Origin of the sequence: Stenotrophomonas sp. GZD-301 (assembly GCF_049310345.1) — a bacterium.
Classification (GTDB): Bacteria; Pseudomonadota; Gammaproteobacteria; order Xanthomonadales; family Xanthomonadaceae; genus Stenotrophomonas.
The window spans coordinates 57,368-80,844 of record NZ_JBMOWY010000041.1 but is presented as its reverse complement, the minus strand read 5'-3'; the positions used below and the strand labels follow the sequence as shown (position 1 = coordinate 80,844).

Sequence of the window (23,477 nt, the reverse complement as noted above, 5' to 3'; positions counted from 1 at the left end):
CCGTTACCCATTGGCCACCTCCACGCGCTTGAACTCGATGACCCACACCCACGGGTTGCTGTCCCAGTCGCCGCCGGTGCTGGTCCACAGTTCGTGGAATGCACCACCTGGAGTGCGGCACTCCCAGCTGCCGCCGTTGTGGCTGTAGCGCCCGTTGAGCTCTCCGATACCCTCTGCCAGCGCGTCCGCCTCGCTGATCGCCTGGAGCCGCTCGACGCGCACGTCGGTGATCTCCAGCACCAGGCGGCAGGCCCAGCGCGGCATGTGGATGCTGGGGCGCCAGCGGCCCGGGTCGCATCGGTCGAAGCCTTCGCGGTAGTAGGCGATCTGCCTGCGGTCGTCCGACACGGTGGTCGGCAGGCCGCCCCACGGGCCCCATCGCTCACCGTCGGGGCGGTGCTGGCCATGAGCTGGGAAGATGGCGTGCGCTTCGCGCACCCACAGCCGCTCGCCGGGCTGGCCGAAGGGGCAGACCAGTGCCTCTCCGGTACGGATATGGCCGATGCAGACGTGCTCGGGCACCAGCAGCCCCTTGCTGTCGCGCGCGCCGTATCCACCGACGGTGGATGCTTCCCAACCGAGGGGCTTATTCCGGGGCAGCTTCACCGCGCGCCGGGTCTGGGTCTTCTGGCCGGCCAGGATGGCGCGCACCATGTCGCCGTTGAACAGGATGGGACGCTCGCGCATCAGCGGGGCTCCTTGGGCAGCAGGGTGGGGCCACGGCGCAGCGGCTTCACTGCGGCCTGGGTGGCGGTGGTGTGGCCGGCGCAGGGCGCGCCCATCAGGAGCACCGCGCGGTCGGCAGCCAGGTGATCCAGCAGCGCGCCTTTCGCCTCGTCGGCGGTGAGCCAGCGGCCGGTCGCCGTGTTCTGGAAGAGGCTGCCCAGCTCGCGCTTGCTGAAATCCAGGATGGCGCCGCGCACGCTGAGGTGCATGTGGAAGGTCGTGTTAGCCATTGGTCGGCTCCTTCTCGGGTCCGAAGAACTCCGCCAAGCCCAGGTAGATGGCCTGTGCCTGTTCGTGGGTCATGTCGATGGAGATACCGCAGCCTGTCAGCTGCAGGTCGAAGCCGTGAATGTTGACGACGGACGGCGCGCCTTCCTCGCCGGTAATGTCGATGGCGACCTCAGCCATTGGCCTGCTCCCTTGCTTGGTCGAGCTCGCTGGCGCCCATGCGCAGCAACTTGTGGGCGATCGCGTAGGTCTCGGCGTCCAATTCGTCGGCGTGTTCGACTGCCTCGAAGAACATCACGGCAAAGGCAGCGATCACACGCGCGTCGGGTGAGGCGTCTGTGCTGTTGAGGATGCGCATGGAACTCTCGCGGTTGAGTTTGATCTCACCCATTGCCCACCCCCGGCGCTGCATCGCGCTGGTCGATCACCTGCTTGGCGAGCAGGTAGAGCAGCACTCCTTCGGGGCCGTTCGCGTCCTCTTCGTCGGCATGACAAATCGTGCTGGCAACGCCGATCCTCTTGACCATGATCCCGCCATCGCGCTCAACCAACTCCCACCCCGACAGGTCGATGCCCTGCGCGGTCGGGGCATCCCAGCGCCCGGCGCCGTCGGCTACCCACGTCCATCCGGCGGCCAAAAGCGCGGCAGTGGCAGCAGCCCCCATCCGCGCATCATCGACGGCGTCCATCGCTGTCCTGATCGACCGCGTGGAAGGGAATGCCGGATGATCCGCCGCACACTCCTTCCACTGCGCATCGGGATCGATGCCCAGGTGAGCCCACAGAGATGCCAGCGTGGCAGACGGCTTTCGGCCACCGTTCGGGTAGATGCATACATCCGCGCTGCTGCCGCTGCGGTGCCGGCGAACATGGTGCACCTCGCGAATCCAGCGCGTGTTCCCGTTGACGTTGCTGGTCACGATGAACGTGGCGTCGCCAACGGTAACGCGGTGCTTGCGAGGACGGCCAGGCTCGTAATCCGGATAGTCGCGCTTGCTCACTGGCCACCTTCCTTGGCCGCACGCGCGGCGAGATAGTCGCCCAGCACCGTTCCGGCCTGGTCAGCGGCAAGCACGTTGCCGGAGCGAGGCGCCACGCCCACGCTGTCGTCGCCCACGTCACACACGCCCTGGAAGCGAAGCAGCGGCTTTTCGTGCCATTCGTCAGGGATCAGGTGATCCAGACTTCCATCGCCGAGACTCGTATGCAGCTCACGGGTGTCGTGGAATTCATGCAGGCGGCCGGTGTCCCAGGCCAGACCTGCGCAGTTCTGGCAGATGACCTTGGTATCCGTGCGGTCGCAGTTCGTGCAGGCCTGCGCCCCCGGCTGGCGGGCACCTTCAACGCCCAGTTCTCCGGAATTCCCGGATGACTGATTTGATACCACCGGCTGGCGGGCGGCGAGGGCGCGCTCAACGTCTTGAATCTTCACCCAGCTTCCGGTGTCGTCACGATGCAGCCCACGCTTCCCGTTCGCATCGTCGGCCAATCGGTACAGCGGCAAAGACGACAGAGCATCCCCCTGCACCTCGCCAACCTGCTGCTTGCCGGTTGCGGAGAGGGCTGCGCGTGCGTAGTCCTTCATCTGGTTGCGAGTGAAGCCCTCGACCCGCCCGATGTAGCCGGCCTTTCGGCGATAGGTGATTTCGCCATAGGCTTCCGGCAACGGCGGCAGCTCCCCCTGCTGCTCGGCCAGCTCTGCGGGCGCACTGATCGTGGTGTCAGACATTTCCCTTCTCCAGCAGTAGGTTGATATCGATGTGCCAGCCGGCCTCACGGGCCGCCAGCAGGCGCAGTTCGTTCGTGTCGAAGTCGTCCAGGCGCAGGAACGCTGCAGCCAGGTCGATGTGGCGCGGCGAGAGCGGCCGGTCCTCATAGAACAGGTCGTAGACGTTGTGCCGGGTGCACCCCCAGACCGGGGCCAGGTCCTGCATCCGGTGACCTTCTTCTGCCAGGTGCCTGCGCAGGTGCGCGCGCACGCTGTTCACCGCGCGGGGCACGCGGATCGGTCGGCCACCAGCGGCCATGCCGTTGTGCGCGGCCTGCCGTGAGGCGCGGTTGTTGGCGGCCATGCTCATGCCACCGTCGAGAACTTGAACGCCCGGGCCAGCACGTCGTAGAGCTGGCCGATCTCGGCGGACTGCAGCAGGAAGCGCGCGTCCAGCTCGGCGCGGCGGTTGTCTTCCTCCGGTTCCTCCAGCTGCTCCAGAGCGCCGTCCAGAAACCGCAGCTTCCGAACCACCATGTCGTCGCCGATCACGAAGGAGAGGCGGTCGTTCAGCACCAGGGCAAGCCTGGTGACCAGCTTCCCGGACTGCAGGTGCAGGTCGACCTCGTCGCACCGCAGCTCCTGGTGCTGGCACTTGACCACGGCGCCACCCTCGGCCAGGTCCTTCATCTCGCATTCCTCGCCCAGGCTGAGGCCGTCGGGCAGCTCAGCGCCGGCGATCCAGCTGGTGAGGACGGAGGTGGGGGCGACCTCGGCGTTCACGTGCAGCGCCGGGAAGCTGCCGACCGCGCCGCGCAGATGGCTGATCATGCTCTCGCCGGTCCTGCGGCTGCTGGTATCCACGAACACGACGCCTCGCTGGCTGTCGAGGATCATGTCGGTGCGCGATGCGCGGACGAACGCGCGCGGCAGCAGCTCATGGAACAGGTCGTCCTTGAGGCGCTTGCGCTCGCGCCCACCGGGCCTACGCCCCTCCTTCTCTTCGATTTCCTCCAGCTTGAGCGCCAGGAGGTTGCTCACCACGGCGCCGGGCAGGATCTTGTCCTCGGCTCCCACTGCCAGCCACATGGCATCGCCGATGGCGTGCGACAGGACCTCCTTCTCTTCCCTGCCGAACGGCGAAACGAAGCCGGCAGTGCTCATCTCGAGCGGGCCCACCGGCTTCAGCGCGGCGTGCATGAGGCCATCCTGCCAATCGAACATCGGCAGCTGGGGGTAACAGAACATCGTCAAGTTGCGGAAGAACATGGCTCAGGCTTCTCCGTCGGAGATGGGGGGCGTCGGGTGGTTGGTGTGCAGGAGGGCGAGTTGCGGCTTTGCGCCGCGCTTCCACGCCGCCTGGAACAGCTCGCCAACACAGATCCGGCGTACGCGCAGGTTGCAGGGATGCACCAGGACCGCGCGGTAGTAGCGGTCGAGGCGCTGGTGGGCGGTGATCTGGTCAGTGCGGGACAGCAGCACTGCATCAAGGCCACGGCCGAGGAGTTGCAGGTTGGTGGTCATCCGCGACGCGCCTTCTCGTATTGATCGATTCGCTCGATCTGGTAGGTAGCCTCGGTGCGCCACCTGTGGCGATCGAAGGTGTTGGTGTGCTTGGTCAGGTCGATCAGCTTCTCCAGCGCGGCGCGGACCCACCTCGGGTCGAATGGCACGCCGTCACGCCTCTCGCGCGGTGCCTTGAAGGGCTTGCAGTACTCGTCGGAAAGCCACCTGGATTCGCCACAGTCCAGGCATTCGCAATCGCCGTCGCCGTCGGCCGGCCAGCGATGGTCCTTGAGCTTCTCGACGGGCGGATGCACGTACAGCGCGCGGATTTCCAGATTCCGGCGCCGACGGTGCTGTACGTCGCCCATTTCCGCCGGCTGCCACGGCTCGGTGCTGTACAGGCGCCTGCGCTCGTATCTGACTGGAGCCTGCGTGCCGTACAGCAGGGTCATGAACGTCTGCACCCAGATCTGCACAGCGTCTGCCGGGACCGGTTCGCCTGCGGCACCGGCACGACGCATTTCGCGCATGGTGGAGGCGACGGTGGGTGCCTCAGCCATCGCGGCCACGCCTCCATGCGTCCGGCACCACGCTGGCGAAGAACAGGGCGGCCATGAGCATGTACACGCCAACGTCGCCGTGCCCGGCCTGGTGCATGACCGCGCCGAGCGCCAGCAGGCCGCAGAGCAGCACCAGCACGGCCGCGCGCCAGTGGCGGATCAGCGCGCGCATCGGATCTGCTCCATGAGGCAAGCGAACTGCTCATCCTGGCGGCGCAGCGCCCAGTGAATACCCGCCCACGCGCCGGCGGCGAAGCCCAGCACCAGGCCGAAGGAGAAGTCGATCACGCTCATGCGAGGTCGCCTCCCTTGTCGCGCGCTGCGCGAGCGAGGGCGCGGGTGATATCCGATGCCGCGCGGCCAGCGCTCTTGCGGCCGGCGAGCACCTCGCGGCGCGCCAGCGCGGCAGCGCGGATGATGTGATGGGTGGCGTAGCCCAAGCGCTTGGCGGCGATGGCAACGGCCAGGCCGGCGCCGTTGGCGCGCGCTGCGGTGTCGCTGGGGAACGGGACGACGACGGCGCTCACCAGCGCGGCAGCGCGGACGATGTGATGGGTGGAGTAGCCCAGGCGCCTGGCGGCGGTGGCAACGGTCAGGCCGGCGCCGCTGGCGCGCGCTGTGGTGTCGCTGGGGAACGGGAGGACGACGGCGCTCATGCTCATGGTTGCTCCTGGGCGGGAAGGATCACGTGGGCAGTGGTGGCGCCACCGGCAACGGGGCTCGGCGTCGGTGAGCCACGGTCGGTCGGCGCTGCGGCATCGGCTCCGCGTCGCACCGGAGGGGCGATGGGCGGCAGGTCGCGCTGCATGGCGGCGATGAAGTCCTGGTCGGTGACGCAGCTGCTCATGCCGCCCCGCCTTTGACGCGGGCGAGGGCAGAATCGATCCGCCTGATCGCCAGGTGTTCGTTGACGTCTTCGTCGGTTGCAAACATGTCCGGCGCTGAGCACCGGAGGGCGGTTGCCAGCGTGGAGCGGGCGTGCTTGAGGGCGGCGATCGCGTCGGCGAAGGCGTCGCGGGCTTCCACGACCTCGCATTCGAACTTGTGCTCAGCAATGATCGTGTCCAGCACGTCCAGTGCAGGCAGGCGGGGCCAGACGCTCATTGGGCACCGCCCTTGGCGATGGTGTAGCCGCGTCCGCGAGTGACGTTGATGCGGTAGTCGTGCTGGCTCAGCTTCTGCCGCAGGCGGCAGACGGCCACTTCGACGGTGTTGGAGGTCGGTGCGCCCCTGGGGTACAGCTCGCCCTCGATGGCCTTCCGGCTAACGGGCGTGTCGCCCGCGTCGATGATCAGCTGCAGCACCTTGGATTCGGTGGGGCTCAGCGGGACGCGTTGCCCCGCGACCATCGCCGCGCGCGGCTCCGTGCGGATACCGGCGATCACGGTGCCACCTCCAGGTGGGCCAGCTCATTGACCACGCAGTGCGCCCGGGCCAGCACCGGCATGGTGCTCGGCTCTTTGCCGTCTTCGGCCATCAGGGGGGTAGCCGCTTTGGCCCGGGCGCACGCCGCTGGGGAGAGCTGGGAGGTGCCGGCCAGCACGGCGTCGACCGAGTCGAGAGCCAGCTGCCAGCGGGAAGGTTGGAAATCGCGGGTGAGCGCGGTGGTCACGCCTGCCGCGCAGTCCGGCGCCCGGGTGGTGTCGCGGAACGCATTGAGCGCGGTGGTGGCGACGGCGGCGCGGGCAGTCCAATCGTTGGCCCCGGCCAAGCCGTACACGGCCAAGGCGGCGCAGATGCGCGGGCTGGTGATGACCAGGCCGTCGGGGGCGTCACCGCGCGGCGGGGCGGGCGTCCCCGACGGGGATACCCAGCCGGCAAAGGCCACGAGGGTGAAGCACGCCAGGGCGGCAACGCCGAGCCGGGCAGTGCGAGTGGTGCTGGGGGTCAGGGGCATTGCTAGTTCTCCGTGCCGGCACTTGCCGTTCACGAAACAATAGCTCTGCTATCTAACTATTACAATAGCGATGCTGTTAACGCGCGCCGTTTTTGATGCTGGGTTCCTGAATCCGTTAAGAATTCAGAAGTCCCAGCGCTCGAGGCACCGTCTGTAGGCGTCATCCCGGAAATCGCCGATCGCGACGTCCTTGCCCTCGTCCGTGGAGAGTCGGGGCATTGCATACGCTGCGGTTACGAACCCGACGTATGGCTCTCCATACTTTGTGGCGGTTGCCATCACCGTGGACATGGCGGTCCCCATCTGCCGAGCGCTCATGACTCGTTCCGCCGCGGCGGATTCGGCCTGGCAATGCTCTGCTGTCGACGCTCGCAGCGTGTCCACTGCCTGTTCCGCTTCCTTCGCGGCGGTCCTTGCCGACTCTGCTGACTTCCTGGCGGATGCGGCAGCGCCCTCGTCAGCGCCTCGTGCTGCCTGGGCGCACGTTGAAAGGGTGAGGGCGAGAAGCCCGGTTGCTAGAAAGATGGTGCGCACTGGTCTTCCCCGTTCATCCGTATCGGCTTCTAAGCAAGCCGGCGTCCTCAAAGCTGACCCCGTCGCGCATGCAGTCCTGCGCCCGCTCGAGGTCCATGTGGAGCTGGATCAGTTCATCGTCAGGCAGTTCTTCGATACCGGTGTACCCAAAGCACGCCTGGTCAATGAGCAGCTGCATGGGGGTGCCCCAGAGCCGGCGGAAGTGGCGAATCATGCGGCAATGGGATTCGCGCAGGACGACGTCCATGCGCGTTGCGGGCTTCGCCGGCGGGGCCGGCGACGGCTTAGCCGGCTTTGCGCTTCCTACTGCTGTGAGCGAGGGCTTCACGCCCATTTTCAGCCGCGCGCGAAGCGCGATCAGCTGAGCCAGCTTGTCCATTTCCTGATCGAGATCCATCCGAACGCTTCCCCTGTTTCCTCAAATCGGCGGCGAGTGCCACGCGCAGCGCCTGGGCAAAAAGATCGGGGGATTGCTCGACATCGAATGTCTCGCCTGTGGCCAGATCTAGAGCCTTGCGCACCACAGCGATGGCGGAATTCACGATATCGGCATCAAGTCTCGCCACCTGAGACGTGCCGAATCGATCCATCAGCCGTGCGTACTCAACGCTGATTTCTTGCGGCTGCATACCGAGCACATCAGCCAATGCCTCCGCCTTGTCCCAGGGCACTGGACGCAAACCGGTTGCGAACTGCGAGATGAAGCTGGGGGTGACCTCCAGCCTTTCGGCCACCACCGCTTGAGTGAGGCCGGAGCGAGCGATGGCCTCCGCGATCGTGCGGCCTTCGGTGGTCTTGGGGTTCGTTGGCCTGGGCATATAGCGATGCTATTAGGGGGTGTTAAGGAAGGCGAACAGCGGTGCTATTTACTTGGGTAAATAGCACTGCTATGGTTGGCGGCATGAACGCATGCATCGAGACGGCGACACCGATCCAAAAGGCCATCGACGCGGCAGGAGGGCAGGGCGCGCTTGCGCGCCTGCTCAAGGTTCACCCTGCTCTCGTTTCCCAGTGGCGGACGGGCCGCAGGCCCGTCGCCGCACACCACATCCTCTCGATCGAGGCAATAACCCTGGTCTCGAGACACGAACTGCGGCCCGACATTTTCGGCGCGCCGCCCGAGTGCGATCCCGACGAAGGGCGGATCGTCCCCATCGACGCTGCCTGACCTGCTTCACCGAGGCCCCGGCCCCAGCATCGCCCGCTCCAATCCCCTGAATTTCGGTCGTCCTGTCCATGACGACCACTCTGCATCGCCTCCCGAGGTGCGTAAATGAAGCCTGACCCTCAGTTCCATGAGCCCCGCTCGTCGGTGGTGTTCCGATACACCACCGACGCCATCCGCAATAGCAGCCACACCGATACCAGCCTGGCCCAGGCGATCGCCGAGCAGTACATGGCGGAAGTGGCGCCCGGTGAGCGGATCCTGCAGTTCCACACCGGCAGCGATGCCGACAGCGTCGAGCGCGCGATCAAGGCCAACGGCCAGATCATCGCGCGCATCCGCAACGGCACGGTCAAGATGCCGGTCGACCTCGAGGAATCGTGGATCCGCGCGCTGCCGCCTCACTGGCGGGATGCCTGCTCCCGAGAGCTGGCCCAGCGCTACGGATTCCTGGGCGCGCGCATTCCATTGATGGAGCCGCACGCCGGCGTCCTCGGCGTGGCCCGCCTGTCGGTCGAGTTCGGTCACAGCCTGGAAGCGCTGACGCAGGTGCTCGCCGACGGCCGCATCTGCGCGAAGGACATCCCGGAGCTGCGCCGCGCCCAGGACGAGCTGGGGCAACTGCAGGCCGAGCTGGTCACCGTGAAGCACTACGTGGCCACCCACCTCCAAGAGCTGGCGCCGCGCGGCGTGGCAGCGGCTGGAGTCGGCCCATGAGCAGCGCACTGCTGGTGAGCTGGGCAATAACGGTGGTGGGTGAGTTCGATGCCGCTGGCAGGCGCATCCCCGAGGGTGTGATCCCGCTGTTGCCGATGGTGCCCGTGGTGCTGTGGGCAAGGGAGCAGTCTCGGCCGCTACAGGCCGAGGCGATCCAAGTAGCGTTCGGGCTGTCGCGCGCGACGGCCTACCGTTGGATGGGAGCGCTGGAGGACATCGACGATCCGGCCGCCGCAAAGCGACGGCTGCCTGCCGGCGGGCGCGTGCGCGACGCTGTTCGTCAGGAACTGGCGCTGCTCGCTGGGGCCAAGGGGGGCCGATGAACCTTCAAGCCTCTCTCGGTCTTCGCGGTCAATTCCCTGGTGACGCTGGCGCCGCTGACCGCGCGCTGGTGACCGCGCCGCTCTGCGCCCCCCAACCCGTGGTGCAATCAGCTGCGAACAGGGCCCAGCACGACCTCGCTGGCTACAGCAGCACGCGCATCATCATGGAATTCATGCGCTGGGCGGTTGAACTGCAGCAGTTCCCGACCGTGGAAGCCATCATCCGCCGCTTCGGCGTGAGCCGCGCGACTGCTTACCGCTGGCGCAGCGAGCTGGGCGAGACCTACGGGCTGCAGCAGCTGCCGCCCAACGAGCATGCGCTCCTGCGCTGCGGCCGCACGGCATCGGTCGATGGGGCAGGGCCATGAACTACTTCGAGCTGTACCCCGGCGACTACCTGCGCGATACCAGCCGGCTGTCGCTGACCGAGCACGGCGCTTACCTGCGCCTGATGCTCGCCTACTACGCCGAAGAGACGCCGTTGCCGGAGGCTTTCAGCGAGCTGTTCGTGATCGCCGGCGCCACCACCAGCAGCGACAAGGCGGCGGTGAAGAAGGTGGCGGATCGCTACTTCCCGGTGTCGGAAGACGGGCTGCGCCACAACGGTCGCGCCGACGAAGAAATCGCTAAGGCACAAGCCCGCATCGCCGGCGGCAAAGAGCGCAACGACGCCAAGAAAGGAACGGAGGCGGAGCGCCAGGCGCGCACCCGTGCCCGGCGAACCAAGATGTTCGAGGACCTGCGAGCAAAAGGCATCGTGCCGGATGGGATGGCCAGCATGAGCGAGCTGCGCGCGCTGCATGTCACGCATGTAACGGGCAGTGACTACGCAACGAATTCGGCCCTGTCACGCGTGACTGTGCGTGACATGTCACGCGGTACGGATGGTGTGACAGAGGGTGTGACAGGGGGTGTGAACACGGGTAACCAGACCCCAGACCCCACCTCTACTCCAGATACATCACTGCACGCTCAAGGATCTCTAGGCGGCATGACCGAGGCGGGGCGTGCGTGTGTGCTGATGCGGCAGGCCGGTTGCCACACGACGAACCCCAGCCATCCGGACCTCGTCGCCGCGATCGCCGAAGGCGTCACGCCGGAGACCCTGCGCGACACCGTCACCGAGGGGCTGTCGAAACCGTCCCCGCCCGGCAAGCCATTCGCCTGGGCAATCCAAACCGCCCGAAGCCGCCACGCCGCCGGCGCCACGCCGATGAACACCACCACCACCACCGGAGGCCCCAATGGAACCCCTCAGCTCGGTTCTGCCGACCACGTCGCCGAATACCAGCGCCTGCACGAAAAGCGCGCAGCTTCAGACGGACTTGGCCAGCCTGTCGGCGACGTCATCGATGCCGACTTCGAAGTCATCCATTGAACCGGATGCGCGAGCGGTGGGCATGCTCTGGACTGTGTGGCAGCGGATGGCTGCAATGTTCCCGGGGAACTGGGTGCGCCAGAATGGTTTGGGCCCGGTGAACAATGAGGGCCTGCTGACGTCGTCCGGTGAGATCTGGCTGCAGGTGCTGGCAGGTATCACCCCGCGCCAGGTCGCGGATGGCCTGGCAAGCTGCCTCCGCGCCGCGCTGCAGTGGCCGCCGAATCCGGGCCGGTTCCGTGCCATGTGCCTGATGCTGCCGGCACTGCCGGAGGTCGAGCAGGAGATGCGCCCGGGGCAGGCCCAAAGCGGCTTTACCGTGCTGGTGCGGTCGAAGCTGGACCTGCACGCCTATGCATCGGCCGAGAGCGGGTTCCAGCAGCAGCGCATGCTGGCTGACGCCTACGAGCGCGCGGTCAAGCACGTGATGGACGGCGGCGCCGTGCCGGCCGCTGCTGCGGCGCTGCCGCCCCCGTCGGTGACGCCGGCGCCGGTGCGCGACCGTGATGCGGCGCGCGCGGCGATGGCCCGTGCGGCCGCCGACCTCGGGTTCGGAGGCGCACATGGAGCCGGCTGAAATCCGCGCCTACCAGCGGCAGCTGGCGCTGTACTGCCTGGGCATCCACGGTGATTGCACTGCGGCAGAAGCCCTCGAGCTGACGGGCAACGCCGCACTGGAGGCGGGCGCGCCGCGCGAGGCCATGCTGCTCAGCACGGCTGCTGTTGCCGGCCTCCTGCGCGAGCTGGACGCCGATGGCCTGGTCCGCCGATGCGAGAACCGCGCCAGCGGTCGCGACGGGCGGCCGGTGGCCACCTGGGCAGCAACCGATGCCGGCCGGGTGACGAACCCGCCGCTTCCGCCGTCCGGCCAGCAGCAGCTCGGGATGCCCAACCTGGCGCCGGCGCCCGATCAGCGCGTGCGTCGCGGCCTCGCCCTGCCGCAGCTCATGTCGCTGCTGAACGTCGAGTTCGACTGCATGCTCGAGCAGATGGACCGGGAGCACCAAGCCGCGCAACAGCGCGCGCGCGAGGAGTTCGACGCGTTCCGCCAGCGCGCCATGCGGGTGTGGGGCGTCACCGAGGTGTCCCACTGATGGCAGGAAAGGCAACCCCGCGCCGCGCGCTGCGGTACACCAGCGTGCAGGACATGCCGGAGGGTATGCGCCGGCTGCACGAGAAGGCCGCCGCTGCGGCGGCACCCAGCGCTGCAGCTGCCACCACCACTGAACGCGCCTACCGGCCGGTGGGCGCCGGCGGCCAGGATGGCGCGAGCGCCAGCGGCAAGGTCGCGCGCGGTCGCCCGCGTCACGTCGCCGGCGAGATGAACAAAACAGAGGCTGCCTACGCCGAGCACCTGGCGCAGCTGCAGCGCGACGGCGAGATCGTCTGGCACCGGTTCGAGTCCGTGAAGCTGAAGCTGGCCGAGAAGACGCACCTGACCGTGGACTTCTTCGTCATGACGAAGGACGGCGAGCTCGAGGCCCACGAGGTGAAGGGCTTCTGGGAGGAAGACGCCCGGGTGAAGGTGAAGGTAGCCGCCGCCATGTACCCATTCCGATTCCTGGCAGTCCAGCGCGCCCCCGGCGGTGGCTGGAAAACGGAGGTGTTCTCTTGAACGAGATGATGATCGGGGGCGCCGGGGTGCGTTGAGGTGGCGGGGAGGGGTTTTGTCTGAAAGATCTGCACCGCGCCGCCGGCGGCGCCAAGCGCCACCAGCCCAGCGACTGGCAGCGGTTGAAGCAGACCGAAGAGCTGGTGGCCGAGATGGCCAACTCCGGGGATTCCCGGTTTTACCCGGTGCACTCGGTGGCCGGCCGCAACGGAGGCAGCTTCGTCGCGCGGGAGCTGGTCTATGCCTACGCCATGTGGATCAGCCCGAGCTTCCACCTGCAGGTCATCCGTGCCTACGACCAGCTGGTGGCCGGCGCCCCGGCGCCGGATCCCATGCAGGCCTTGTCCGATCCGGCCACCCTGCGCGCGCTGCTCCTGACCTTCAGCGAGAGGTCCGAGATCCTCGAAGCGCGCGTCCAGTACCAGGAGCCGCAGGTGCGCGCGCTGGCTCGGATCAGCCGCGCTGACGGGGCGTTCAACATCACGACCGCCGCCAAGATGCTGCAGGTGCAGCCGCGCCAGCTGTTCGCATGGCTGGCCGAGCACGAATGGGTGTACCGCCGGGCTGGCAGCCGCAACTGGCTGGCGTACCAGGCGCGCCTGCAGCAGGGTCTGCTGGTGCATAAGGCCTGTGTTCGCCGCGGCGATGACGAGGTTGAGCGCGTGCACGAGCAGGTGCTGGTGACCGCCAAGGGCCTGGCCCGCCTGGGCGAGAAGATCGATCGCGGGCACATGACCTGGGCCCACGCCGACGCGGCGACAGGCCTGCAGCTGACCACGGAGGTGAAGTGATGGACGCCATCGAGATGCGGGCGCGGGAGCTGTGGCAGCAGCAGTACGACGTGAACGGGTACAGCAAGCTGTGCCCGCTCGCCCCGGGCCGCAGATTTGGGGCGCATGAGGAATTTGTGCTGCGCGCGATCGTCGCCGCCCTCACGCCGCCCGAGGGCTACGTGCTCGTGCCGGTGGAACCGACCAAGCAGATGATGGACGCCGCCATTCCCCCCGGATTGCAAGATCAGTCTGGACGCCGGCAGCGCGCCCTGTGGAACGCCATGCTCGCCGCACGCCCGGGGGTGTTCTGATGGACGTCATCGAGATGCGGGCGCGGGAGCTGCTGGCTGCGGAATACACGCGCGATGGGCTGCACATGGTTGCGGCGCACCTGCGCTCAGGGCGTCTGAACCCGGAGCTTGGGTGGGTCCGAGACGCTGAGAGGGCGGCCCGCGCCATCATCGCCGCCCTCACGCCGCCCGAGGGCTACGTGCTGGTGCCGTTGGACCCTACCGACGCTCAGCTGGATCGCGCCACCTGGGAGGAAGTCGGCGGTCACTGCAGCTGCTGTACAGCGTGGGCGGCAAGTCACAGCGATGCTCGCAGGGTATGGGCCGCCATGCTCGCCGCTCGCCCGGAGGTGGGTTGATGCGCCACTTCATCCTTGGATTCCTTGCATGGGGTCTGGTGACGGGAATGCTGTACCTGCTGGGCGCGTTCGTCGCCGCCAGCTGGCTCCCCACGGCGTGGGGGCCATTCGGCCGATTCGCCGCAGTCAGCTTGTCGGTGTTGCTGGCGGTCCTGATCGCCGTTGAAACTTCCACGGCCAGCCGCGCGGCGAAGGACCGGCGATGACGCGTCTGGTCGTAGGGCGCCGCGTCGTGCCCAAGGTGCACGAGGGCAGGGCAGCCGAAGAGCAAATGCAACTGCAGGCCATCGGCCGGCTGCTCGCCGGATTCGGCTACCGATATGGGTCCGAGGTCCAGCTGCACCAGGCGCTGGCATCTGTGCTGGGCCAGGCCGGCCATGAGCACGTGCGGGAATACCGCATGGACGCCAACAACCGCGCCGACTTCTGGCTGGACGGGCTGGTGATCGAGGTGAAAGTGGCCGGATCGCTCGCCGACGCACTGCGGCAGGTGGGGCGATACATCAACCTGCCGCAGGTGCGCGGCGTGCTGCTGGCCACCACCGAGCGCTGGGGCGACAAGCCGCTGGTTGCGCGCCCTGCCTGGCAGGGAAAGGCATTCAACATCATCCGCCTGAAGAGGCAGGCACTGTAATGCAGACCACCTACGGAACCCTCCTTTACAGCGCTGCCGGCCGGATCTGGCGGGTGATCTGCGAACCCCAGGTGCGGGCGCGGATGAAGCGCGTTTTTCCCCGAGTCCAGCAGCACGCGGCCGCGCATATCGACCTCTCCGCCACGCCGGAGAACAGCCGGGAGCTGCAGTGGTTCACACAGCGCTACCCGCTGGAGATGAACATCGAAGCGCAGCGCGCGCTGCAGCAGCTGGCCGACGAGCATGTGGACATGGAACGCAGCCTGGCCGAACTGGTTGCAGGTCGCCTGCCGGTCCCCGAGTTCGCGTTGGCAAAGCCGCCCCGCGAGTACCAGCGCGCGGCCGGGGCGCAGCTGGGCATTCGCGGCGGGCTGCTGGTGGCCGACGACCTCGGGCTGGGCAAGACGATCACCGGCATCTGCCCGATGGCGCTGCCGGCGAACCTCCCGGCGGTGGTGGTCTACCCGGCTGCGCTGCCGAACCACTGGCCGGAGAAGCTGGCCGAGTTCGCGCCGCAGCTGCGGGTGCACCACGTTCGAAAGGGCAGCCCGTATCCGCTGGTGCGCCAGCCCAGGCAGCGTGTCCAGGACCTGTGGGACACCCTCCCGGACGTGATCCTGGTGAGCTACCACAAGCTGAGGGGCTGGGCGGAGGCGCTGGCCGAGATTGCGCAGTACGTGGTGTTCGAGGAATGCCAGCAGCTGCGCAGCCCGGACAGCAGCATCCATCGCGCGTGCCGGCACCTGGCCGGCCGAGCCCGGCTGCGCATGGGACTGACCGCCACCCCCATCTACAACTACGGGTGCGAGTTCTTCCACGTGGTCGACCCGCTGCTTCCAGGCTGCCTGGGCACATATGAAGAGTTCCTCCGTGAGTGGTGCATCGCCGCCCCGGGCGAGAAGGCCAAGCTGCAGGACGCCGAGCAGTTCGGCCAGTACCTGCGGCGCCAGGGGATCATGCTGCGCCGGACTCGCAAGGACGTCGGTCGCGAGCTGCCGGAGCTGTCGAAGATCCCACACGAGGTGGAGGCTGACTCCAAGGCGCTGGACGCAATCACCGGTGACGCCGCTGCACTGGCGCGGATCATCCTCCGGGCCAACGAGCAGTACCGGGGCGAGAAGATGCAGGCCGCCGGCGAGTTCGATCGGCTGCTGCGCCAGGCGACGGGCGTGGCCAAGGCGCCCTACGTGGCCGAGTTCGTGCGCCTACTGTTGGAGAGCGGGCAGCAGGTGCTGCTCTTCGGGTGGCACCGCGAGGTCTACAGCATCTGGCAGGAGAAGCTGGCCGAGTTCAACCCGGTCATGTACACGGGCAGCGAGTCGCCGAGCCAGAAGCAGGCAGCGAAGGAGGCGTTCATCGCCGGCACCAGCCGCGTGATGCTGATCAGCCTGCGCTCCGGAGCGGGCATCGATGGCCTGCAGCACGTGTGCAGCACCACCGTGTTCGGTGAGCTGGATTGGTCTCCGGGCGTGCATGAGCAGTGCATTGGCCGCGTCCACCGCGACGGGCAAACCGAGCCGGTGATGGCGTACTTCCTGATCTCCGACAGCGGTAGCGACCCGGTCGTATCCGACGTGCTCGGCGTCAAGCGGGAGCAGATCGAAGGCGTCCGGAGCCCTGGCGAACACCTGGTCGAGCGGCTGGACGTCGGCGAGAACCAGCTGCGCGCGCTGGCCATGCAGTTCCTTCAAAAGCAGGGCGCTCCCCTGCAACCCAGCAACGTGACACCTATGGAGACCACCCGATGATTCACGACTTCCCCAGCCTCGATGAGGCAGCGCACCACCTCTACCTGGAAGGCCGGGCAGGCCCAATCCGCTGCCGCGTGGACGGGAGCCTGTGGGACGTGTGGATCGACGGGCAGTCCAAATGGGTAGCCGACTGTGGGGTGGCCTGATGGCGGCCGTGACTTCGGCACCACCGGCGCTGGCTGGCTGCGGCAACTGCGGCAGCGACCGCGTGCGCTGCCGCGTGCGCGGCGGCCAATCCGGCCGCTGCAGCGCCCAGGTCGTGTGCTCGGCCTGCGGAGCCCACAGTGCGCTGTGCACGGGCTCGCGCGCTGAGCAGGATGCGGCGCAGTCGTGGGCTCGCCAGCCGTACCACCTGCCGCCGGCGGCACAGGAGCGTCGGGCACGGCCGGCCTCGGCAAACCTGGAGAAGGACCTGCAGCGGGATCCGCTCGAGTTGGTGGCGCGGATGCTGGTCGGCGGGAGCTTCCGCCTGCCGACGGAAGGGCGGTCCAGCAGCCAGCCACTCACATCGGCGGACGTTGCCGGTGCTGTCGGCCTCATGCGCGACCCGGTGGCCAAGCAGGCAGTGCTTGCGGTCGCACGCCGCGGGGAAGGTGCCTCGCTGGTCGCCCTCGGCCGCGCAGCGGCACGACGGATGATGCGGCAGGTAAGCCACGGCAACAGGGGTGGGGTGAAGCCGGCGCTCAGGCTGGATGACGCAGCGGATCGGTGGCGCATGCGCATGGTGCTGCAGGACGCGGTCAACGACCTGGTCTGGCCGGAGGGGCGTGTGGCTGCAAGCGCCGCCGCCAAGGCGGTGAAGATGCGGAAGGGGGACTACCTGCGGGTGTACGCGATCGCGGCAGCGACACTGAAGCAGGCGCTGGAAGATGGCAGGCAGGAGTTCAAGGTCCGCTTGTTCGCCCGATGAGCCGGTACTTATCGCCAGCTCACCGGGCCAAAGGATCAGACAGTGCGAAGTTCCGCAGCGGTGCCGGTTTCGCCCTTGACCAACCATTTCAAGCTTTTGAAGGTCTCGGCTGACGCTTCTTCGCTTGCGTGCGCGAACGTGAATGCCTTTCCAGACGCCAAGGTGACTACTACAAGGGCAGCCTGATCACGATGATCTATGGATTCGATGGCACTGACAACGATGCAGACATTGTCGATCTGAACAGTGTTGCTCATGACGAAACGCCCCCTGTAGGTAATGTGGACGGCGCCGCAGTAAGGAACCTTACCGCAGTCGCCGCGAAACTTACCGCATTCGGTCGAATGCGGTAAGGAACCTTACCGCATTCGCCTCGAAACTTACCGCAGTTGCATCGGGAACCAGAAGTGGTCCACATTCCCTATCGTGGGCGAGGTTCCGGCTTCCCCGCAACGGCCGCAGGCCTGGACTCGGGAGGTCCAGTCACCTGCGGTTCGTCGTTTCTGACACACGGATGGCCGCCGGATGACCACCGGCTGAGCCCTCGAAGGTAGTTGGCCAGACCGACCGGGCGAAGGCCCCGGGCCCGCTGCAATGCAGGCAGCCAACCCAAGCCGGATGATCGGTCGCCGGCCCATCCACCAATAGCAGGGCGACGCCCACGTGCTTGCAGGCACATGGGCGCCGCCGCAGTACACGCGTTTCAGCCGCGTGCCATTGACCTAAGCCCTGCCGCTCTCCGGAGAGCGCGTGCAGTTTGCTTAACAAATGTCGCAGTAGCTGAGACTTTGAAGACCAAGACCATTTTCCCTTGGCCGGGCGGCAAGACACGCCTGGCGAAACACCTCCTGCCGCTGATCAATGAGCGGCCGCACACCTGTTACGTCGAAGCCTTCGCCGGAAGTGCTGCCATGCTCTTCGAGCGCGCGCCGGCAAAGATCGAGGTGCTGAACGACACGCACGGTGACCTGGTTCGGCTCTATCGCGTCGTGGCCAATCACCTGGACGAGTTCGTTCGCCACTTCCGGTGGTCCTTGACCAGCCGCGAAATGTATCGCTGGGCCCAGCTCCAGAACGTCGAGACGCTGACGGACATCCAGCGCGCGGCGAGGTTCTACTACCTGCAGAAGCTCAGCTTCGGCAGCAAGCTGGAAGGGCAGACGCTCGGCGTGGGGCCGACCGCGGCGAAGCGCATCAACCTGCTGCGGCTCGAGCAGGATCTGAGCGACGCGCATCTGCGCCTGCAAGGCGTGGTGGTCGAGCAGCTGACATGGCAGCGGTGCATTGAGAAGTACGACCGGCCCGAGACCCTGTTCCTGTTGGATCCCCCGTACTGGGAGACGACAGGCTATGGCGAGCCGTTCCTGATGGAGCAGTACGAGCAGCTGGCCGCGGTGATGGCCTCGTTGAAGGGCAGGGCGATCCTCACCATCAACGACCACCCTGCGATGCGACGCCTGTTCGACAGGTTCCAGAAGGTGAGCGTGCCGATTCGCTACACCGTCGGAGGTGGAGCGGGCGTGGCGCGCACCGAGATGATCTACACCACGTAGCCGGGCGCAGCCCGGCCGACCTAACTGCCCGTCCCCAGACCGGATCAACCCTCGCGCCCAGCCGGCAGCGGGGCGGGCGCCTTTTGCAGGAAACCCGATGGCCAAGATCACCGCGAATGAAGCGGGCGGCACCAACGTGCTTGCCTTCCTGGACATGCTCGCGTGGGCGGAAGGCACCAGCACCAGCCCGGCGACGAAGGACCAGGGCTACGACGTGGTCGTGACCGGGGTCGATCGTGCGCCCGAGATCTTCACCGACTACTCGGTGCATCCGTTCTCGCGGGGGCGCAAGTCGAAGGTGATCAACAGCAAGGGCCTGACCTCCAACGCGTCCGGCCGATACCAGTTCATGCTGAGGGACTACGCGCATTACCGCGCGCAGCTGAAGCTGCCGGACTTCGGGCCGCTGTCCCAGGATCGTTGGGCAATTCAACTGATCCGGGAGCGCCGCGCGCTGCCGCTGATCCAGGCGGGGAAGATCACGAAGGCGATCGCGGCGGTGCGCAACATCTGGGCGAGCCTGCCCGGCGCTGGCTACGGGCAGCCCGAGCACGCGCTCGACACACTGCTGGCCGTCTACCGGAAGGCGGGCGGGGCCATCGTGTCGTGACCGAGCCCGTGAGCACTCTGAAGCTGGCCGTCGGCACGTTCACTGCCGCGGTGGTCGCACCTGCAACGGCGGACGCCCTGCGCGAAGCCGAACGCATCATCCTGGGCGTGCCGCAGTCGGTGCTGCTGGTGGCGATGGCCGGAGCGCTGATCGGCGTGCTGCTGCTGCCCGAGAAGGACGCCGAGCGAATGGCGGCCGACGCTGGGCGCCGGCGTGGGCACCGATGGCTGCAGACGGCCGCGCGCTGGCTGGCGCTCGGCGTCGCGGTCGTGGGCTACGCGATCGTCGCTGCGTGGACCATCTCAGTAGCCGGCTACGTCTGGCACGACCTTGCCGGCGCCCCTCAGTTGCCGCTGGCCGGCCTGTCTGGCGTGCTGATTCGCCGGCTGCTGCCCAGCTACGTCCGCCTGGTGGAACGAGCCACCGGCGCAATCGGAGGCGATAGGCCATGAGCGAAATGTTGCGGTTGCTGAGCGCGCTGTGGCGCTTGATCGTCGGAGCTGTCACTGACGCGCTGGTGTGGCTGCGCAAGCCCGGCAGCAAACTCAAGGTGGTCTGCGCGGTTCTCTCCTTCGGTTGCCTGGTCTCCGGTTTGACCGCTTGGGAGAGGGAGCAGAAGATCCGCGACCTGAGCGCGCAGGTGATCAAGGTCCGGGCCGACTGGACGGCCGATGCCGCCCGACTGCAGGCCGACGTGTACACGCGCGATCAGCGCCTGGCCGAAGTCGCCACCGCACTGAGGGCAGAAGCCGAGAAGTTGAAGGCCCTCAAGGCTGAGAGCGCGGCGGCACTGAAGAGCCTGGCCGGCAAGATCGAGGCTTCCGAGAAGGAGGCATCCACCTGGCGCGGGCGCTACGAACAGCGGCCCGACACCTGCAAGGCAGCGCTAGAGCTGCTCGATTCGGCCTGCCCGGCACTGAAGGGGTACTGACATGCGCATCATCCTGCTTACCACCGCTGCGCTGCTCGCCGCGTGCCGGTCCGCTCCCGCCCCGCTCAACCCGCCGCCGCCCGCTCTCATCGAGATGCCCGTGCTGGTCTACGTCCCCATCGATGCCGATCTGCGCCGGCGGTGCCAGTGGGAGCAGGAAGGGATGCCGTCGCAGGTGTTCTCCGTGTCCAACGGGCGCAAGCGCTGTCTCCAGCAGTACGAGGCGCAGCTCGACGGCATCGACCAGGTGCAGGGCAAGCCCGTGCCGGAGCGAATCCGATGAGGCGCGCGGCATGGGCGGCATGGGCTGCCGCTGTGGCGTGCGTTGGCGCAGCGCTGTGGGTGGCGGACAGGAGCACTGCGGCTTCGGTGACGTGCTTCGCGGCTGCCTGCCTGCTGATGGGCGCAGTGCTTGCGCTGGACGCGCCGCCGCGCGCCAAGGGCCGCGTGGTGATGGCGCGTCGGCCCCAGAGCCCGATCCACAGCGGCAGATAGACGCCGCGTTCCACGCGGAATGTTCCACGCGCTGCGGTGTGAAGGGAATTGTTAATGCCCACAGGTTATCCACAGAAAGCTGAATGGGGCGGGGCCCCTGGGATTTATCCACAGCCACCGGGGGGAATTCGGACCCCGGTGATTGACAGTATTTCGGCCCCTTAGTGCTCCACCACAGGGCACGCATTTGGCGTGTTTTCCCCGGAGAAACCGCATTTTCTGAGCTGAATAGGTTGCGCATCGGGTAGGACATGGCTGACATCCGCGAATTCACCCAAGGCTGGTCCGTCGCCCGCCTGGCGGATGAGTTCGGCATCGACCGACGGACCGCCAGTAAGCGCCTCAAGGAGGCCGGAGTTCCGCCGCTGACGAAGCGCGCCGGCCACGACGTGTATCGCCTGGTCGACGCCGCGCCTGCGCTGATCTCAACGGCTGGGATGGCGCTGGGCGCAGATGGCGTGGTGGACCCGCGCGACCTTCCGCCGATGGAACGTCGCGCCTACTACCAGTCCGAGAACGAGCGCCTGAAGGTGGAGTCCACCATTGGGCAGCTGGTCCCAGCCGCGGAGGTGGAAGCCGACTACGCCAAGCTGGTGAAGAAGGTGGTGCAGTTCTTCGACACGCTGCCTGACGTGCTTGAGCGCAAGGCTGGGCTGACCCCCGAGCAGGTGGTCAAGGTCCAGGACGAGTGCGACCGCGTCCGCCAGTCGATGTACGAGGACATTACCGATGACGACGTACGCGACCGCGCGTAACGTGCGGCTCGGCGTTGCCGAGATGATCCGACCACCGCGGCGGATTCGAGTCAGTGAAGGCGCACGAGTACTGCAGGTGGCAAACGCTGCCGGTGCAGCAGGCCCGTGGGACGCGAACACCACGCCCTACATGGTGGAGCCGCTGGATACCACTGGTAGCCGGCACTTCGAGGCTGTGGTGTTCGTTGGTCCGGCCCGCTCTGGCAAGACGATTTCGCTGATTGATGCCCGCCTGGCGTACCTGATCACCTGCAATCCGGCCGATGCGATGGTCGTGCAGATGTCCAAGGACGCGGCTGAGGACTACAGCAAAACGCGCATCTCGCGCAGCATCGCGGCAAGTGACGAGCTTCGCTCCAGGTTGAGCCCGAGGGCGCACGACGACAACATCCTGCTGAAGTTCTTTCGGTCGGGCATGTCGCTGCGCATGGGCTGGCCATCGGTTTCAGTGCTGTCGGGCAAGGACATCCACGACGTCCTGATGACCGACGTGGACAACTACACCGGCGATTTGGCGATCGACGAGTGCTTCGGGCTTGCCCTGAAGCGCACGCAGACCTACATGTCCGCCGGCATGGTGGTGGCCGAGTCCAGCCCCGCTACGGACTACGCCGATGGCGCATGGAAGCCCAGTCACCCGCATCAGGGGCCGCCTGCTGCCGGCATCGCCGCGCTGTATGCGCGCGGTGACCGGCGCCGGTGGTACTGGCCGTGCCCCGAGTGCGGTGAGCGGTTCCAGGCAGCGCCCGGCTACGACGGCTTCGCCCTCCCGCCGATGGAGGAACTGCTGGAGCGTGTGGTGCTGGACGACGTACAGAAGATGGCTCGGCACTACTCGTTGCTGCACTGCCCCAACTGCGGCGTGGGACTCCAGCACCGGTGGAAGGATGAAATGAACCGGGCCGGCGTCTGGGCGGCTGAAGGTCAGCTGGTCCATGCAGACGGGACGGTAACTGGAGAGCGGCCGGCGGCGCGCATCGCCAGCTACTGGCTGGGCGGCGTCGCAGCCGCCTACCAGTCGTGGGAATCGCTGATCGAGCGTTACTTGCAGGCTCTGCGCACGTTTGCCACCACCGGTGAAGAGCGACCGCTCAAGACGACTCACAACGTTGACGGCGCGATCAACTACGTGCCGATGGCCGCGCGCTCGGCCAGCGACCCGAACGAGATGAAGGAGCGGGCCGAGGTGTGGCCGGCAGGCACAGTCCCTGCTGGCGTGCGCTTCCTCATCGCCACCGTCGACGTCCAGGCCAACCGCTTCGTGGTCCTGGTGCTGGGGTTCGGCGTTGGCGAATCCGGACAGCTGGAGCGCTGGGTGGTGGATTCCTTCACCCTGCGCACGTCCAAGCGCGAGGATGGCTCGGGTGGATTCCTTCCGCTGGACCCGCCGAAGTACCTGGAGGACTGGGAACGGTTGGTGGAGAAGGTGGTCAGCCGGCGCTACCCGCTTGATGACGAAACCGGGCGCAGCATGCCGATGCGCGCCGTGGGCATCGACTGGGGCGGCAAGGCGGGCACGTCGGTTCGGGCGCTGGAGTTCTGGCGTTCGCTCAAGGAGCGGCAGCTGCACGCGAGGGTGCGCCTGGTCAAGGGCGAAGCCCGGCGCGAGGCCGCCTTGTTCCGGGAAACTTTCCCCGACAGCCGCAAACGGCGTGATCGAAAGTCCGGCTCGAAGGGCGACGTGCCGCAGTTGCTGCTCAACGTCGACCGACTGAAGGACACGGTCGACGCCAACGTAAAGCGAGCCGAGCCGGGCCCGGGCTACTACCACTTCCCGGACTGGCTGCCGGAGGCCTTCTACGCCGAACTGACCGCCGAATCGCGGACCGCGAACGGGTGGAAAAACCTGGCCGGCCGCCGGAACGAGGCATTCGATCTGACCGGCTACGCCGAAGGGCTGGCGCTGTGGCTGAACGTGCCGGCAATCAACCTGACTACGCCACCGGCCTGGGCCGCAGCGTGGGACGACAACCCTGACGTGAGGGCAGAGGACGCACCGCCGGCAGCGCCGCCGCGCACTCGCACCCGACGCGTCATCCGAAGCAATTACCTGGGACGCTGA

The 23,477-nt window shown here is 67.2% G+C and carries 42 protein-coding genes; 22 read left to right on the top strand and 20 right to left on the bottom strand.

From position 1 onward, the window contains the following. Window positions 1-3 precede the first annotated feature (3 nt). From ACO6VK_RS11410 to ACO6VK_RS11320, 19 genes are all read right to left on the bottom strand, one after another. On the bottom strand, window positions 4-687 hold the full coding sequence (locus ACO6VK_RS11410; RefSeq protein WP_422507222.1) for a hypothetical protein: 684 nt from the start codon (window positions 685-687) through the stop codon (window positions 4-6). After that, on the bottom strand, window positions 687-956 hold the full coding sequence (locus tag ACO6VK_RS11405; RefSeq protein ID WP_422507220.1) for a hypothetical protein: 270 nt from the start codon (window positions 954-956) through the stop codon (window positions 687-689). The genes ACO6VK_RS11410 and ACO6VK_RS11405 overlap by 1 nt, the downstream gene beginning before the upstream one ends. After that, window positions 949-1,134, bottom strand: coding sequence for a hypothetical protein (locus ACO6VK_RS11400; RefSeq protein WP_422507218.1), 186 nt, complete (start codon window positions 1,132-1,134; stop codon window positions 949-951). The genes ACO6VK_RS11405 and ACO6VK_RS11400 overlap by 8 nt, the downstream gene beginning before the upstream one ends. After that, window positions 1,127-1,345, bottom strand: coding sequence for a hypothetical protein (locus ACO6VK_RS11395; protein WP_422507216.1), 219 nt, complete (start codon window positions 1,343-1,345; stop codon window positions 1,127-1,129). Before ACO6VK_RS11395 ends, ACO6VK_RS11400 begins: the two co-directional genes overlap by 8 nt. After that, window positions 1,338-1,955: a hypothetical protein gene (locus ACO6VK_RS11390; RefSeq protein WP_422507214.1), complete on the bottom strand. Its 618-nt coding sequence runs from the start codon at window positions 1,953-1,955 to the stop codon at window positions 1,338-1,340. Before ACO6VK_RS11390 ends, ACO6VK_RS11395 begins: the two co-directional genes overlap by 8 nt. Continuing rightward, window positions 1,952-2,683 carry a hypothetical protein gene (locus ACO6VK_RS11385; RefSeq protein WP_422507212.1) on the bottom strand — a complete coding sequence of 244 codons (732 nt, stop codon included), beginning with the start codon at window positions 2,681-2,683 and terminating at the stop codon, window positions 1,952-1,954. Before ACO6VK_RS11385 ends, ACO6VK_RS11390 begins: the two co-directional genes overlap by 4 nt. Continuing rightward, window positions 2,676-3,026 (bottom strand): hypothetical protein, encoded by a 351-nt coding sequence (locus ACO6VK_RS11380; RefSeq protein WP_422507210.1) that lies wholly within the window; start codon window positions 3,024-3,026, stop codon window positions 2,676-2,678. Before ACO6VK_RS11380 ends, ACO6VK_RS11385 begins: the two co-directional genes overlap by 8 nt. Window positions 3,027-3,028: 2 nt before the next feature. Then, window positions 3,029-3,931 carry a recombination-associated protein RdgC gene (locus ACO6VK_RS11375; RefSeq protein ID WP_422507208.1) on the bottom strand — a complete coding sequence of 301 codons (903 nt, stop codon included), beginning with the start codon at window positions 3,929-3,931 and terminating at the stop codon, window positions 3,029-3,031. A 3-nt stretch (window positions 3,932-3,934) separates the two neighbouring features. Then, complete coding sequence (locus tag ACO6VK_RS11370; protein WP_422507206.1) at window positions 3,935-4,186, bottom strand: hypothetical protein; 252 nt, start codon at window positions 4,184-4,186, stop codon at window positions 3,935-3,937. Continuing rightward, entirely contained in the window at window positions 4,183-4,737 is a 555-nt protein-coding gene (locus ACO6VK_RS11365; protein WP_422507204.1) for a hypothetical protein, read from the bottom strand. Before ACO6VK_RS11365 ends, ACO6VK_RS11370 begins: the two co-directional genes overlap by 4 nt. Next, entirely contained in the window at window positions 4,721-4,900 is a 180-nt protein-coding gene (locus ACO6VK_RS11360; protein ID WP_422507202.1) for a hypothetical protein, read from the bottom strand. The genes ACO6VK_RS11365 and ACO6VK_RS11360 overlap by 17 nt, the downstream gene beginning before the upstream one ends. Continuing rightward, complete coding sequence (locus tag ACO6VK_RS11355; RefSeq protein WP_422507200.1) at window positions 4,888-5,022, bottom strand: hypothetical protein; 135 nt, start codon at window positions 5,020-5,022, stop codon at window positions 4,888-4,890. Before ACO6VK_RS11355 ends, ACO6VK_RS11360 begins: the two co-directional genes overlap by 13 nt. After that, the gene (locus ACO6VK_RS11350; protein ID WP_422507198.1) at window positions 5,019-5,384 is read right to left on the bottom strand and encodes a hypothetical protein; all 366 of its coding nucleotides are present in this window, start codon (window positions 5,382-5,384) and stop codon (window positions 5,019-5,021) included. The genes ACO6VK_RS11355 and ACO6VK_RS11350 overlap by 4 nt, the downstream gene beginning before the upstream one ends. Window positions 5,385-5,386: 2 nt before the next feature. After that, complete coding sequence (locus ACO6VK_RS11345; protein WP_422507196.1) at window positions 5,387-5,575, bottom strand: hypothetical protein; 189 nt, start codon at window positions 5,573-5,575, stop codon at window positions 5,387-5,389. Beyond that, window positions 5,572-5,832 (bottom strand): hypothetical protein, encoded by a 261-nt coding sequence (locus tag ACO6VK_RS11340; RefSeq protein ID WP_422507194.1) that lies wholly within the window; start codon window positions 5,830-5,832, stop codon window positions 5,572-5,574. Before ACO6VK_RS11340 ends, ACO6VK_RS11345 begins: the two co-directional genes overlap by 4 nt. Then, window positions 5,829-6,113 (bottom strand): helix-turn-helix domain-containing protein, encoded by a 285-nt coding sequence (locus tag ACO6VK_RS11335; protein WP_422507192.1) that lies wholly within the window; start codon window positions 6,111-6,113, stop codon window positions 5,829-5,831. Before ACO6VK_RS11335 ends, ACO6VK_RS11340 begins: the two co-directional genes overlap by 4 nt. Next, window positions 6,110-6,625, bottom strand: coding sequence for a hypothetical protein (locus tag ACO6VK_RS11330; RefSeq protein WP_422507190.1), 516 nt, complete (start codon window positions 6,623-6,625; stop codon window positions 6,110-6,112). The genes ACO6VK_RS11335 and ACO6VK_RS11330 overlap by 4 nt, the downstream gene beginning before the upstream one ends. Before the next feature lie 547 nt (window positions 6,626-7,172). Beyond that, complete coding sequence (locus tag ACO6VK_RS11325; protein WP_422507188.1) at window positions 7,173-7,406, bottom strand: hypothetical protein; 234 nt, start codon at window positions 7,404-7,406, stop codon at window positions 7,173-7,175. 37 nt (window positions 7,407-7,443) lie between these two features. Then, window positions 7,444-7,977 carry a helix-turn-helix domain-containing protein gene (locus ACO6VK_RS11320; RefSeq protein WP_422507186.1) on the bottom strand — a complete coding sequence of 178 codons (534 nt, stop codon included), beginning with the start codon at window positions 7,975-7,977 and terminating at the stop codon, window positions 7,444-7,446. Window positions 7,978-8,060: 83 nt separating this feature from the next. On the opposite strand from ACO6VK_RS11320, the gene ACO6VK_RS11315 reads away from it, so the two are divergent. The 15 genes from ACO6VK_RS11315 (at window position 8,061) to ACO6VK_RS11245 (ending at window position 17,071) form a co-directional block, all read left to right on the top strand. After that, entirely contained in the window at window positions 8,061-8,327 is a 267-nt protein-coding gene (locus tag ACO6VK_RS11315) for a transcriptional regulator (RefSeq protein ID WP_422507184.1), read from the top strand. A gap of 105 nt (window positions 8,328-8,432) precedes the next feature. Next, window positions 8,433-9,041 carry a hypothetical protein gene (locus ACO6VK_RS11310; protein WP_422507182.1) on the top strand — a complete coding sequence of 203 codons (609 nt, stop codon included), beginning with the start codon at window positions 8,433-8,435 and terminating at the stop codon, window positions 9,039-9,041. Continuing rightward, complete coding sequence (locus ACO6VK_RS11305; RefSeq protein WP_422507180.1) at window positions 9,038-9,364, top strand: hypothetical protein; 327 nt, start codon at window positions 9,038-9,040, stop codon at window positions 9,362-9,364. Before ACO6VK_RS11310 ends, ACO6VK_RS11305 begins: the two co-directional genes overlap by 4 nt. Window positions 9,365-9,528: 164 nt before the next feature. Continuing rightward, window positions 9,529-9,732 (top strand): hypothetical protein, encoded by a 204-nt coding sequence (locus ACO6VK_RS11300; RefSeq protein WP_422507178.1) that lies wholly within the window; start codon window positions 9,529-9,531, stop codon window positions 9,730-9,732. After that, a complete protein-coding gene (locus ACO6VK_RS11295) occupies window positions 9,729-10,742 on the top strand; it encodes a YdaU family protein (protein WP_422507176.1) in 1,014 nt (337 codons plus the stop codon). The genes ACO6VK_RS11300 and ACO6VK_RS11295 overlap by 4 nt, the downstream gene beginning before the upstream one ends. A 97-nt stretch (window positions 10,743-10,839) precedes the next feature. Continuing rightward, window positions 10,840-11,319, top strand: coding sequence for a hypothetical protein (locus ACO6VK_RS11290; protein WP_422507174.1), 480 nt, complete (start codon window positions 10,840-10,842; stop codon window positions 11,317-11,319). Continuing rightward, on the top strand, window positions 11,306-11,836 hold the full coding sequence (locus tag ACO6VK_RS11285; RefSeq protein WP_422507172.1) for a hypothetical protein: 531 nt from the start codon (window positions 11,306-11,308) through the stop codon (window positions 11,834-11,836). The genes ACO6VK_RS11290 and ACO6VK_RS11285 overlap by 14 nt, the downstream gene beginning before the upstream one ends. Then, window positions 11,836-12,357, top strand: coding sequence for a hypothetical protein (locus ACO6VK_RS11280; RefSeq protein ID WP_422507170.1), 522 nt, complete (start codon window positions 11,836-11,838; stop codon window positions 12,355-12,357). The genes ACO6VK_RS11285 and ACO6VK_RS11280 overlap by 1 nt, the downstream gene beginning before the upstream one ends. Window positions 12,358-12,413: 56 nt before the next feature. Next, on the top strand, window positions 12,414-13,145 hold the full coding sequence (locus tag ACO6VK_RS11275; RefSeq protein WP_422507238.1) for a phage antirepressor KilAC domain-containing protein: 732 nt from the start codon (window positions 12,414-12,416) through the stop codon (window positions 13,143-13,145). Then, window positions 13,145-13,438, top strand: coding sequence for a hypothetical protein (locus ACO6VK_RS11270; protein WP_422507168.1), 294 nt, complete (start codon window positions 13,145-13,147; stop codon window positions 13,436-13,438). The genes ACO6VK_RS11275 and ACO6VK_RS11270 overlap by 1 nt, the downstream gene beginning before the upstream one ends. Next, the gene (locus ACO6VK_RS11265) at window positions 13,438-13,776 is read left to right on the top strand and encodes a hypothetical protein (protein ID WP_422507166.1); all 339 of its coding nucleotides are present in this window, start codon (window positions 13,438-13,440) and stop codon (window positions 13,774-13,776) included. The genes ACO6VK_RS11270 and ACO6VK_RS11265 overlap by 1 nt, the downstream gene beginning before the upstream one ends. After that, complete coding sequence (locus ACO6VK_RS11260; protein WP_422507164.1) at window positions 13,776-13,982, top strand: hypothetical protein; 207 nt, start codon at window positions 13,776-13,778, stop codon at window positions 13,980-13,982. The genes ACO6VK_RS11265 and ACO6VK_RS11260 overlap by 1 nt, the downstream gene beginning before the upstream one ends. After that, window positions 13,979-14,410 (top strand): hypothetical protein, encoded by a 432-nt coding sequence (locus tag ACO6VK_RS11255; protein ID WP_422507162.1) that lies wholly within the window; start codon window positions 13,979-13,981, stop codon window positions 14,408-14,410. Before ACO6VK_RS11260 ends, ACO6VK_RS11255 begins: the two co-directional genes overlap by 4 nt. An 83-nt stretch (window positions 14,411-14,493) precedes the next feature. After that, window positions 14,494-16,158, top strand: a complete 1,665-nt coding sequence (locus ACO6VK_RS11250) for a DEAD/DEAH box helicase (protein WP_422507160.1) — start codon at window positions 14,494-14,496, stop codon at window positions 16,156-16,158. A 121-nt stretch (window positions 16,159-16,279) separates the two neighbouring features. Then, on the top strand, window positions 16,280-17,071 hold the full coding sequence (locus ACO6VK_RS11245; protein ID WP_422507158.1) for a hypothetical protein: 792 nt from the start codon (window positions 16,280-16,282) through the stop codon (window positions 17,069-17,071). A gap of 35 nt (window positions 17,072-17,106) precedes the next feature. Here ACO6VK_RS11245 and ACO6VK_RS11240 read toward each other — a convergent pair whose 3' ends face one another. Continuing rightward, window positions 17,107-17,328, bottom strand: coding sequence for a hypothetical protein (locus ACO6VK_RS11240; RefSeq protein WP_422507156.1), 222 nt, complete (start codon window positions 17,326-17,328; stop codon window positions 17,107-17,109). Between the two features lie 531 nt (window positions 17,329-17,859). On the opposite strand from ACO6VK_RS11240, the gene ACO6VK_RS11235 reads away from it, so the two are divergent. From ACO6VK_RS11235 to ACO6VK_RS11205, 7 genes are all read left to right on the top strand, one after another. Next, complete coding sequence (locus tag ACO6VK_RS11235; RefSeq protein WP_422507154.1) at window positions 17,860-18,624, top strand: DNA adenine methylase; 765 nt, start codon at window positions 17,860-17,862, stop codon at window positions 18,622-18,624. Window positions 18,625-18,721: 97 nt separating this feature from the next. Beyond that, a complete protein-coding gene (locus ACO6VK_RS11230; RefSeq protein ID WP_422507152.1) occupies window positions 18,722-19,234 on the top strand; it encodes a lysozyme in 513 nt (170 codons plus the stop codon). An 8-nt stretch (window positions 19,235-19,242) separates the two neighbouring features. Beyond that, window positions 19,243-19,686 carry a hypothetical protein gene (locus ACO6VK_RS11225; protein ID WP_422507150.1) on the top strand — a complete coding sequence of 148 codons (444 nt, stop codon included), beginning with the start codon at window positions 19,243-19,245 and terminating at the stop codon, window positions 19,684-19,686. Beyond that, window positions 19,683-20,165, top strand: coding sequence for a hypothetical protein (locus ACO6VK_RS11220; protein ID WP_422507148.1), 483 nt, complete (start codon window positions 19,683-19,685; stop codon window positions 20,163-20,165). The genes ACO6VK_RS11225 and ACO6VK_RS11220 overlap by 4 nt, the downstream gene beginning before the upstream one ends. A 1-nt stretch (window position 20,166) precedes the next feature. After that, window positions 20,167-20,448, top strand: coding sequence for a hypothetical protein (locus ACO6VK_RS11215; RefSeq protein WP_422507146.1), 282 nt, complete (start codon window positions 20,167-20,169; stop codon window positions 20,446-20,448). Between the two features lie 463 nt (window positions 20,449-20,911). Further along, complete coding sequence (locus tag ACO6VK_RS11210) at window positions 20,912-21,415, top strand: DUF1441 family protein (RefSeq protein WP_422507144.1); 504 nt, start codon at window positions 20,912-20,914, stop codon at window positions 21,413-21,415. Next, on the top strand, window positions 21,390-23,477 hold the full coding sequence (locus ACO6VK_RS11205; protein ID WP_422507142.1) for a terminase gpA endonuclease subunit: 2,088 nt from the start codon (window positions 21,390-21,392) through the stop codon (window positions 23,475-23,477). The genes ACO6VK_RS11210 and ACO6VK_RS11205 overlap by 26 nt, the downstream gene beginning before the upstream one ends.

What these genes read in the sequence shown, in the direction of transcription:
- ACO6VK_RS11410 (WP_422507222.1), bottom strand. Translation starts at nt 687, where the DNA reads ATGCGCGAGCGTCCCATCCTGTTCAACGGCGACATGGTGCGCGCCATC.
- ACO6VK_RS11405 (WP_422507220.1), bottom strand. Translation starts at nt 956, where the DNA reads ATGGCTAACACGACCTTCCACATGCACCTCAGCGTGCGCGGCGCCATC.
- ACO6VK_RS11400 (WP_422507218.1), bottom strand. Translation starts at nt 1,134, where the DNA reads ATGGCTGAGGTCGCCATCGACATTACCGGCGAGGAAGGCGCGCCGTCC.
- ACO6VK_RS11395 (WP_422507216.1), bottom strand. Translation starts at nt 1,345, where the DNA reads ATGGGTGAGATCAAACTCAACCGCGAGAGTTCCATGCGCATCCTCAAC.
- ACO6VK_RS11385 (WP_422507212.1), bottom strand. Translation starts at nt 2,683, where the DNA reads ATGTCTGACACCACGATCAGTGCGCCCGCAGAGCTGGCCGAGCAGCAG.
- ACO6VK_RS11380 (WP_422507210.1), bottom strand. Translation starts at nt 3,026, where the DNA reads ATGGCCGCCAACAACCGCGCCTCACGGCAGGCCGCGCACAACGGCATG.
- ACO6VK_RS11375 (WP_422507208.1), bottom strand. Translation starts at nt 3,931, where the DNA reads ATGTTCTTCCGCAACTTGACGATGTTCTGTTACCCCCAGCTGCCGATG.
- ACO6VK_RS11370 (WP_422507206.1), bottom strand. Translation starts at nt 4,186, where the DNA reads ATGACCACCAACCTGCAACTCCTCGGCCGTGGCCTTGATGCAGTGCTG.
- ACO6VK_RS11360 (WP_422507202.1), bottom strand. Translation starts at nt 4,900, where the DNA reads ATGCGCGCGCTGATCCGCCACTGGCGCGCGGCCGTGCTGGTGCTGCTC.
- ACO6VK_RS11355 (WP_422507200.1), bottom strand. Translation starts at nt 5,022, where the DNA reads ATGAGCGTGATCGACTTCTCCTTCGGCCTGGTGCTGGGCTTCGCCGCC.
- ACO6VK_RS11350 (WP_422507198.1), bottom strand. Translation starts at nt 5,384, where the DNA reads ATGAGCGCCGTCGTCCTCCCGTTCCCCAGCGACACCACAGCGCGCGCC.
- ACO6VK_RS11345 (WP_422507196.1), bottom strand. Translation starts at nt 5,575, where the DNA reads ATGAGCAGCTGCGTCACCGACCAGGACTTCATCGCCGCCATGCAGCGC.
- ACO6VK_RS11340 (WP_422507194.1), bottom strand. Translation starts at nt 5,832, where the DNA reads ATGAGCGTCTGGCCCCGCCTGCCTGCACTGGACGTGCTGGACACGATC.
- ACO6VK_RS11330 (WP_422507190.1), bottom strand. Translation starts at nt 6,625, where the DNA reads ATGCCCCTGACCCCCAGCACCACTCGCACTGCCCGGCTCGGCGTTGCC.
- ACO6VK_RS11325 (WP_422507188.1), bottom strand. Translation starts at nt 7,406, where the DNA reads ATGGACGTCGTCCTGCGCGAATCCCATTGCCGCATGATTCGCCACTTC.
- ACO6VK_RS11320 (WP_422507186.1), bottom strand. Translation starts at nt 7,977, where the DNA reads ATGCCCAGGCCAACGAACCCCAAGACCACCGAAGGCCGCACGATCGCG.
- ACO6VK_RS11315 (WP_422507184.1), top strand. Translation starts at nt 8,061, where the DNA reads ATGAACGCATGCATCGAGACGGCGACACCGATCCAAAAGGCCATCGAC.
- ACO6VK_RS11310 (WP_422507182.1), top strand. Translation starts at nt 8,433, where the DNA reads ATGAAGCCTGACCCTCAGTTCCATGAGCCCCGCTCGTCGGTGGTGTTC.
- ACO6VK_RS11305 (WP_422507180.1), top strand. Translation starts at nt 9,038, where the DNA reads ATGAGCAGCGCACTGCTGGTGAGCTGGGCAATAACGGTGGTGGGTGAG.
- ACO6VK_RS11300 (WP_422507178.1), top strand. Translation starts at nt 9,529, where the DNA reads ATGGAATTCATGCGCTGGGCGGTTGAACTGCAGCAGTTCCCGACCGTG.
- ACO6VK_RS11295 (WP_422507176.1), top strand. Translation starts at nt 9,729, where the DNA reads ATGAACTACTTCGAGCTGTACCCCGGCGACTACCTGCGCGATACCAGC.
- ACO6VK_RS11285 (WP_422507172.1), top strand. Translation starts at nt 11,306, where the DNA reads ATGGAGCCGGCTGAAATCCGCGCCTACCAGCGGCAGCTGGCGCTGTAC.
- ACO6VK_RS11280 (WP_422507170.1), top strand. Translation starts at nt 11,836, where the DNA reads ATGGCAGGAAAGGCAACCCCGCGCCGCGCGCTGCGGTACACCAGCGTG.
- ACO6VK_RS11270 (WP_422507168.1), top strand. Translation starts at nt 13,145, where the DNA reads ATGGACGCCATCGAGATGCGGGCGCGGGAGCTGTGGCAGCAGCAGTAC.
- ACO6VK_RS11265 (WP_422507166.1), top strand. Translation starts at nt 13,438, where the DNA reads ATGGACGTCATCGAGATGCGGGCGCGGGAGCTGCTGGCTGCGGAATAC.
- ACO6VK_RS11260 (WP_422507164.1), top strand. Translation starts at nt 13,776, where the DNA reads ATGCGCCACTTCATCCTTGGATTCCTTGCATGGGGTCTGGTGACGGGA.
- ACO6VK_RS11255 (WP_422507162.1), top strand. Translation starts at nt 13,979, where the DNA reads ATGACGCGTCTGGTCGTAGGGCGCCGCGTCGTGCCCAAGGTGCACGAG.
- ACO6VK_RS11250 (WP_422507160.1), top strand. Translation starts at nt 14,494, where the DNA reads ATGAAGCGCGTTTTTCCCCGAGTCCAGCAGCACGCGGCCGCGCATATC.
- ACO6VK_RS11245 (WP_422507158.1), top strand. Translation starts at nt 16,280, where the DNA reads ATGGGTAGCCGACTGTGGGGTGGCCTGATGGCGGCCGTGACTTCGGCA.
- ACO6VK_RS11240 (WP_422507156.1), bottom strand. Translation starts at nt 17,328, where the DNA reads ATGAGCAACACTGTTCAGATCGACAATGTCTGCATCGTTGTCAGTGCC.
- ACO6VK_RS11230 (WP_422507152.1), top strand. Translation starts at nt 18,722, where the DNA reads ATGGCCAAGATCACCGCGAATGAAGCGGGCGGCACCAACGTGCTTGCC.
- ACO6VK_RS11220 (WP_422507148.1), top strand. Translation starts at nt 19,683, where the DNA reads ATGAGCGAAATGTTGCGGTTGCTGAGCGCGCTGTGGCGCTTGATCGTC.
- ACO6VK_RS11215 (WP_422507146.1), top strand. Translation starts at nt 20,167, where the DNA reads ATGCGCATCATCCTGCTTACCACCGCTGCGCTGCTCGCCGCGTGCCGG.
- ACO6VK_RS11210 (WP_422507144.1), top strand. Translation starts at nt 20,912, where the DNA reads ATGGCTGACATCCGCGAATTCACCCAAGGCTGGTCCGTCGCCCGCCTG.
- ACO6VK_RS11205 (WP_422507142.1), top strand. Translation starts at nt 21,390, where the DNA reads ATGACGACGTACGCGACCGCGCGTAACGTGCGGCTCGGCGTTGCCGAG.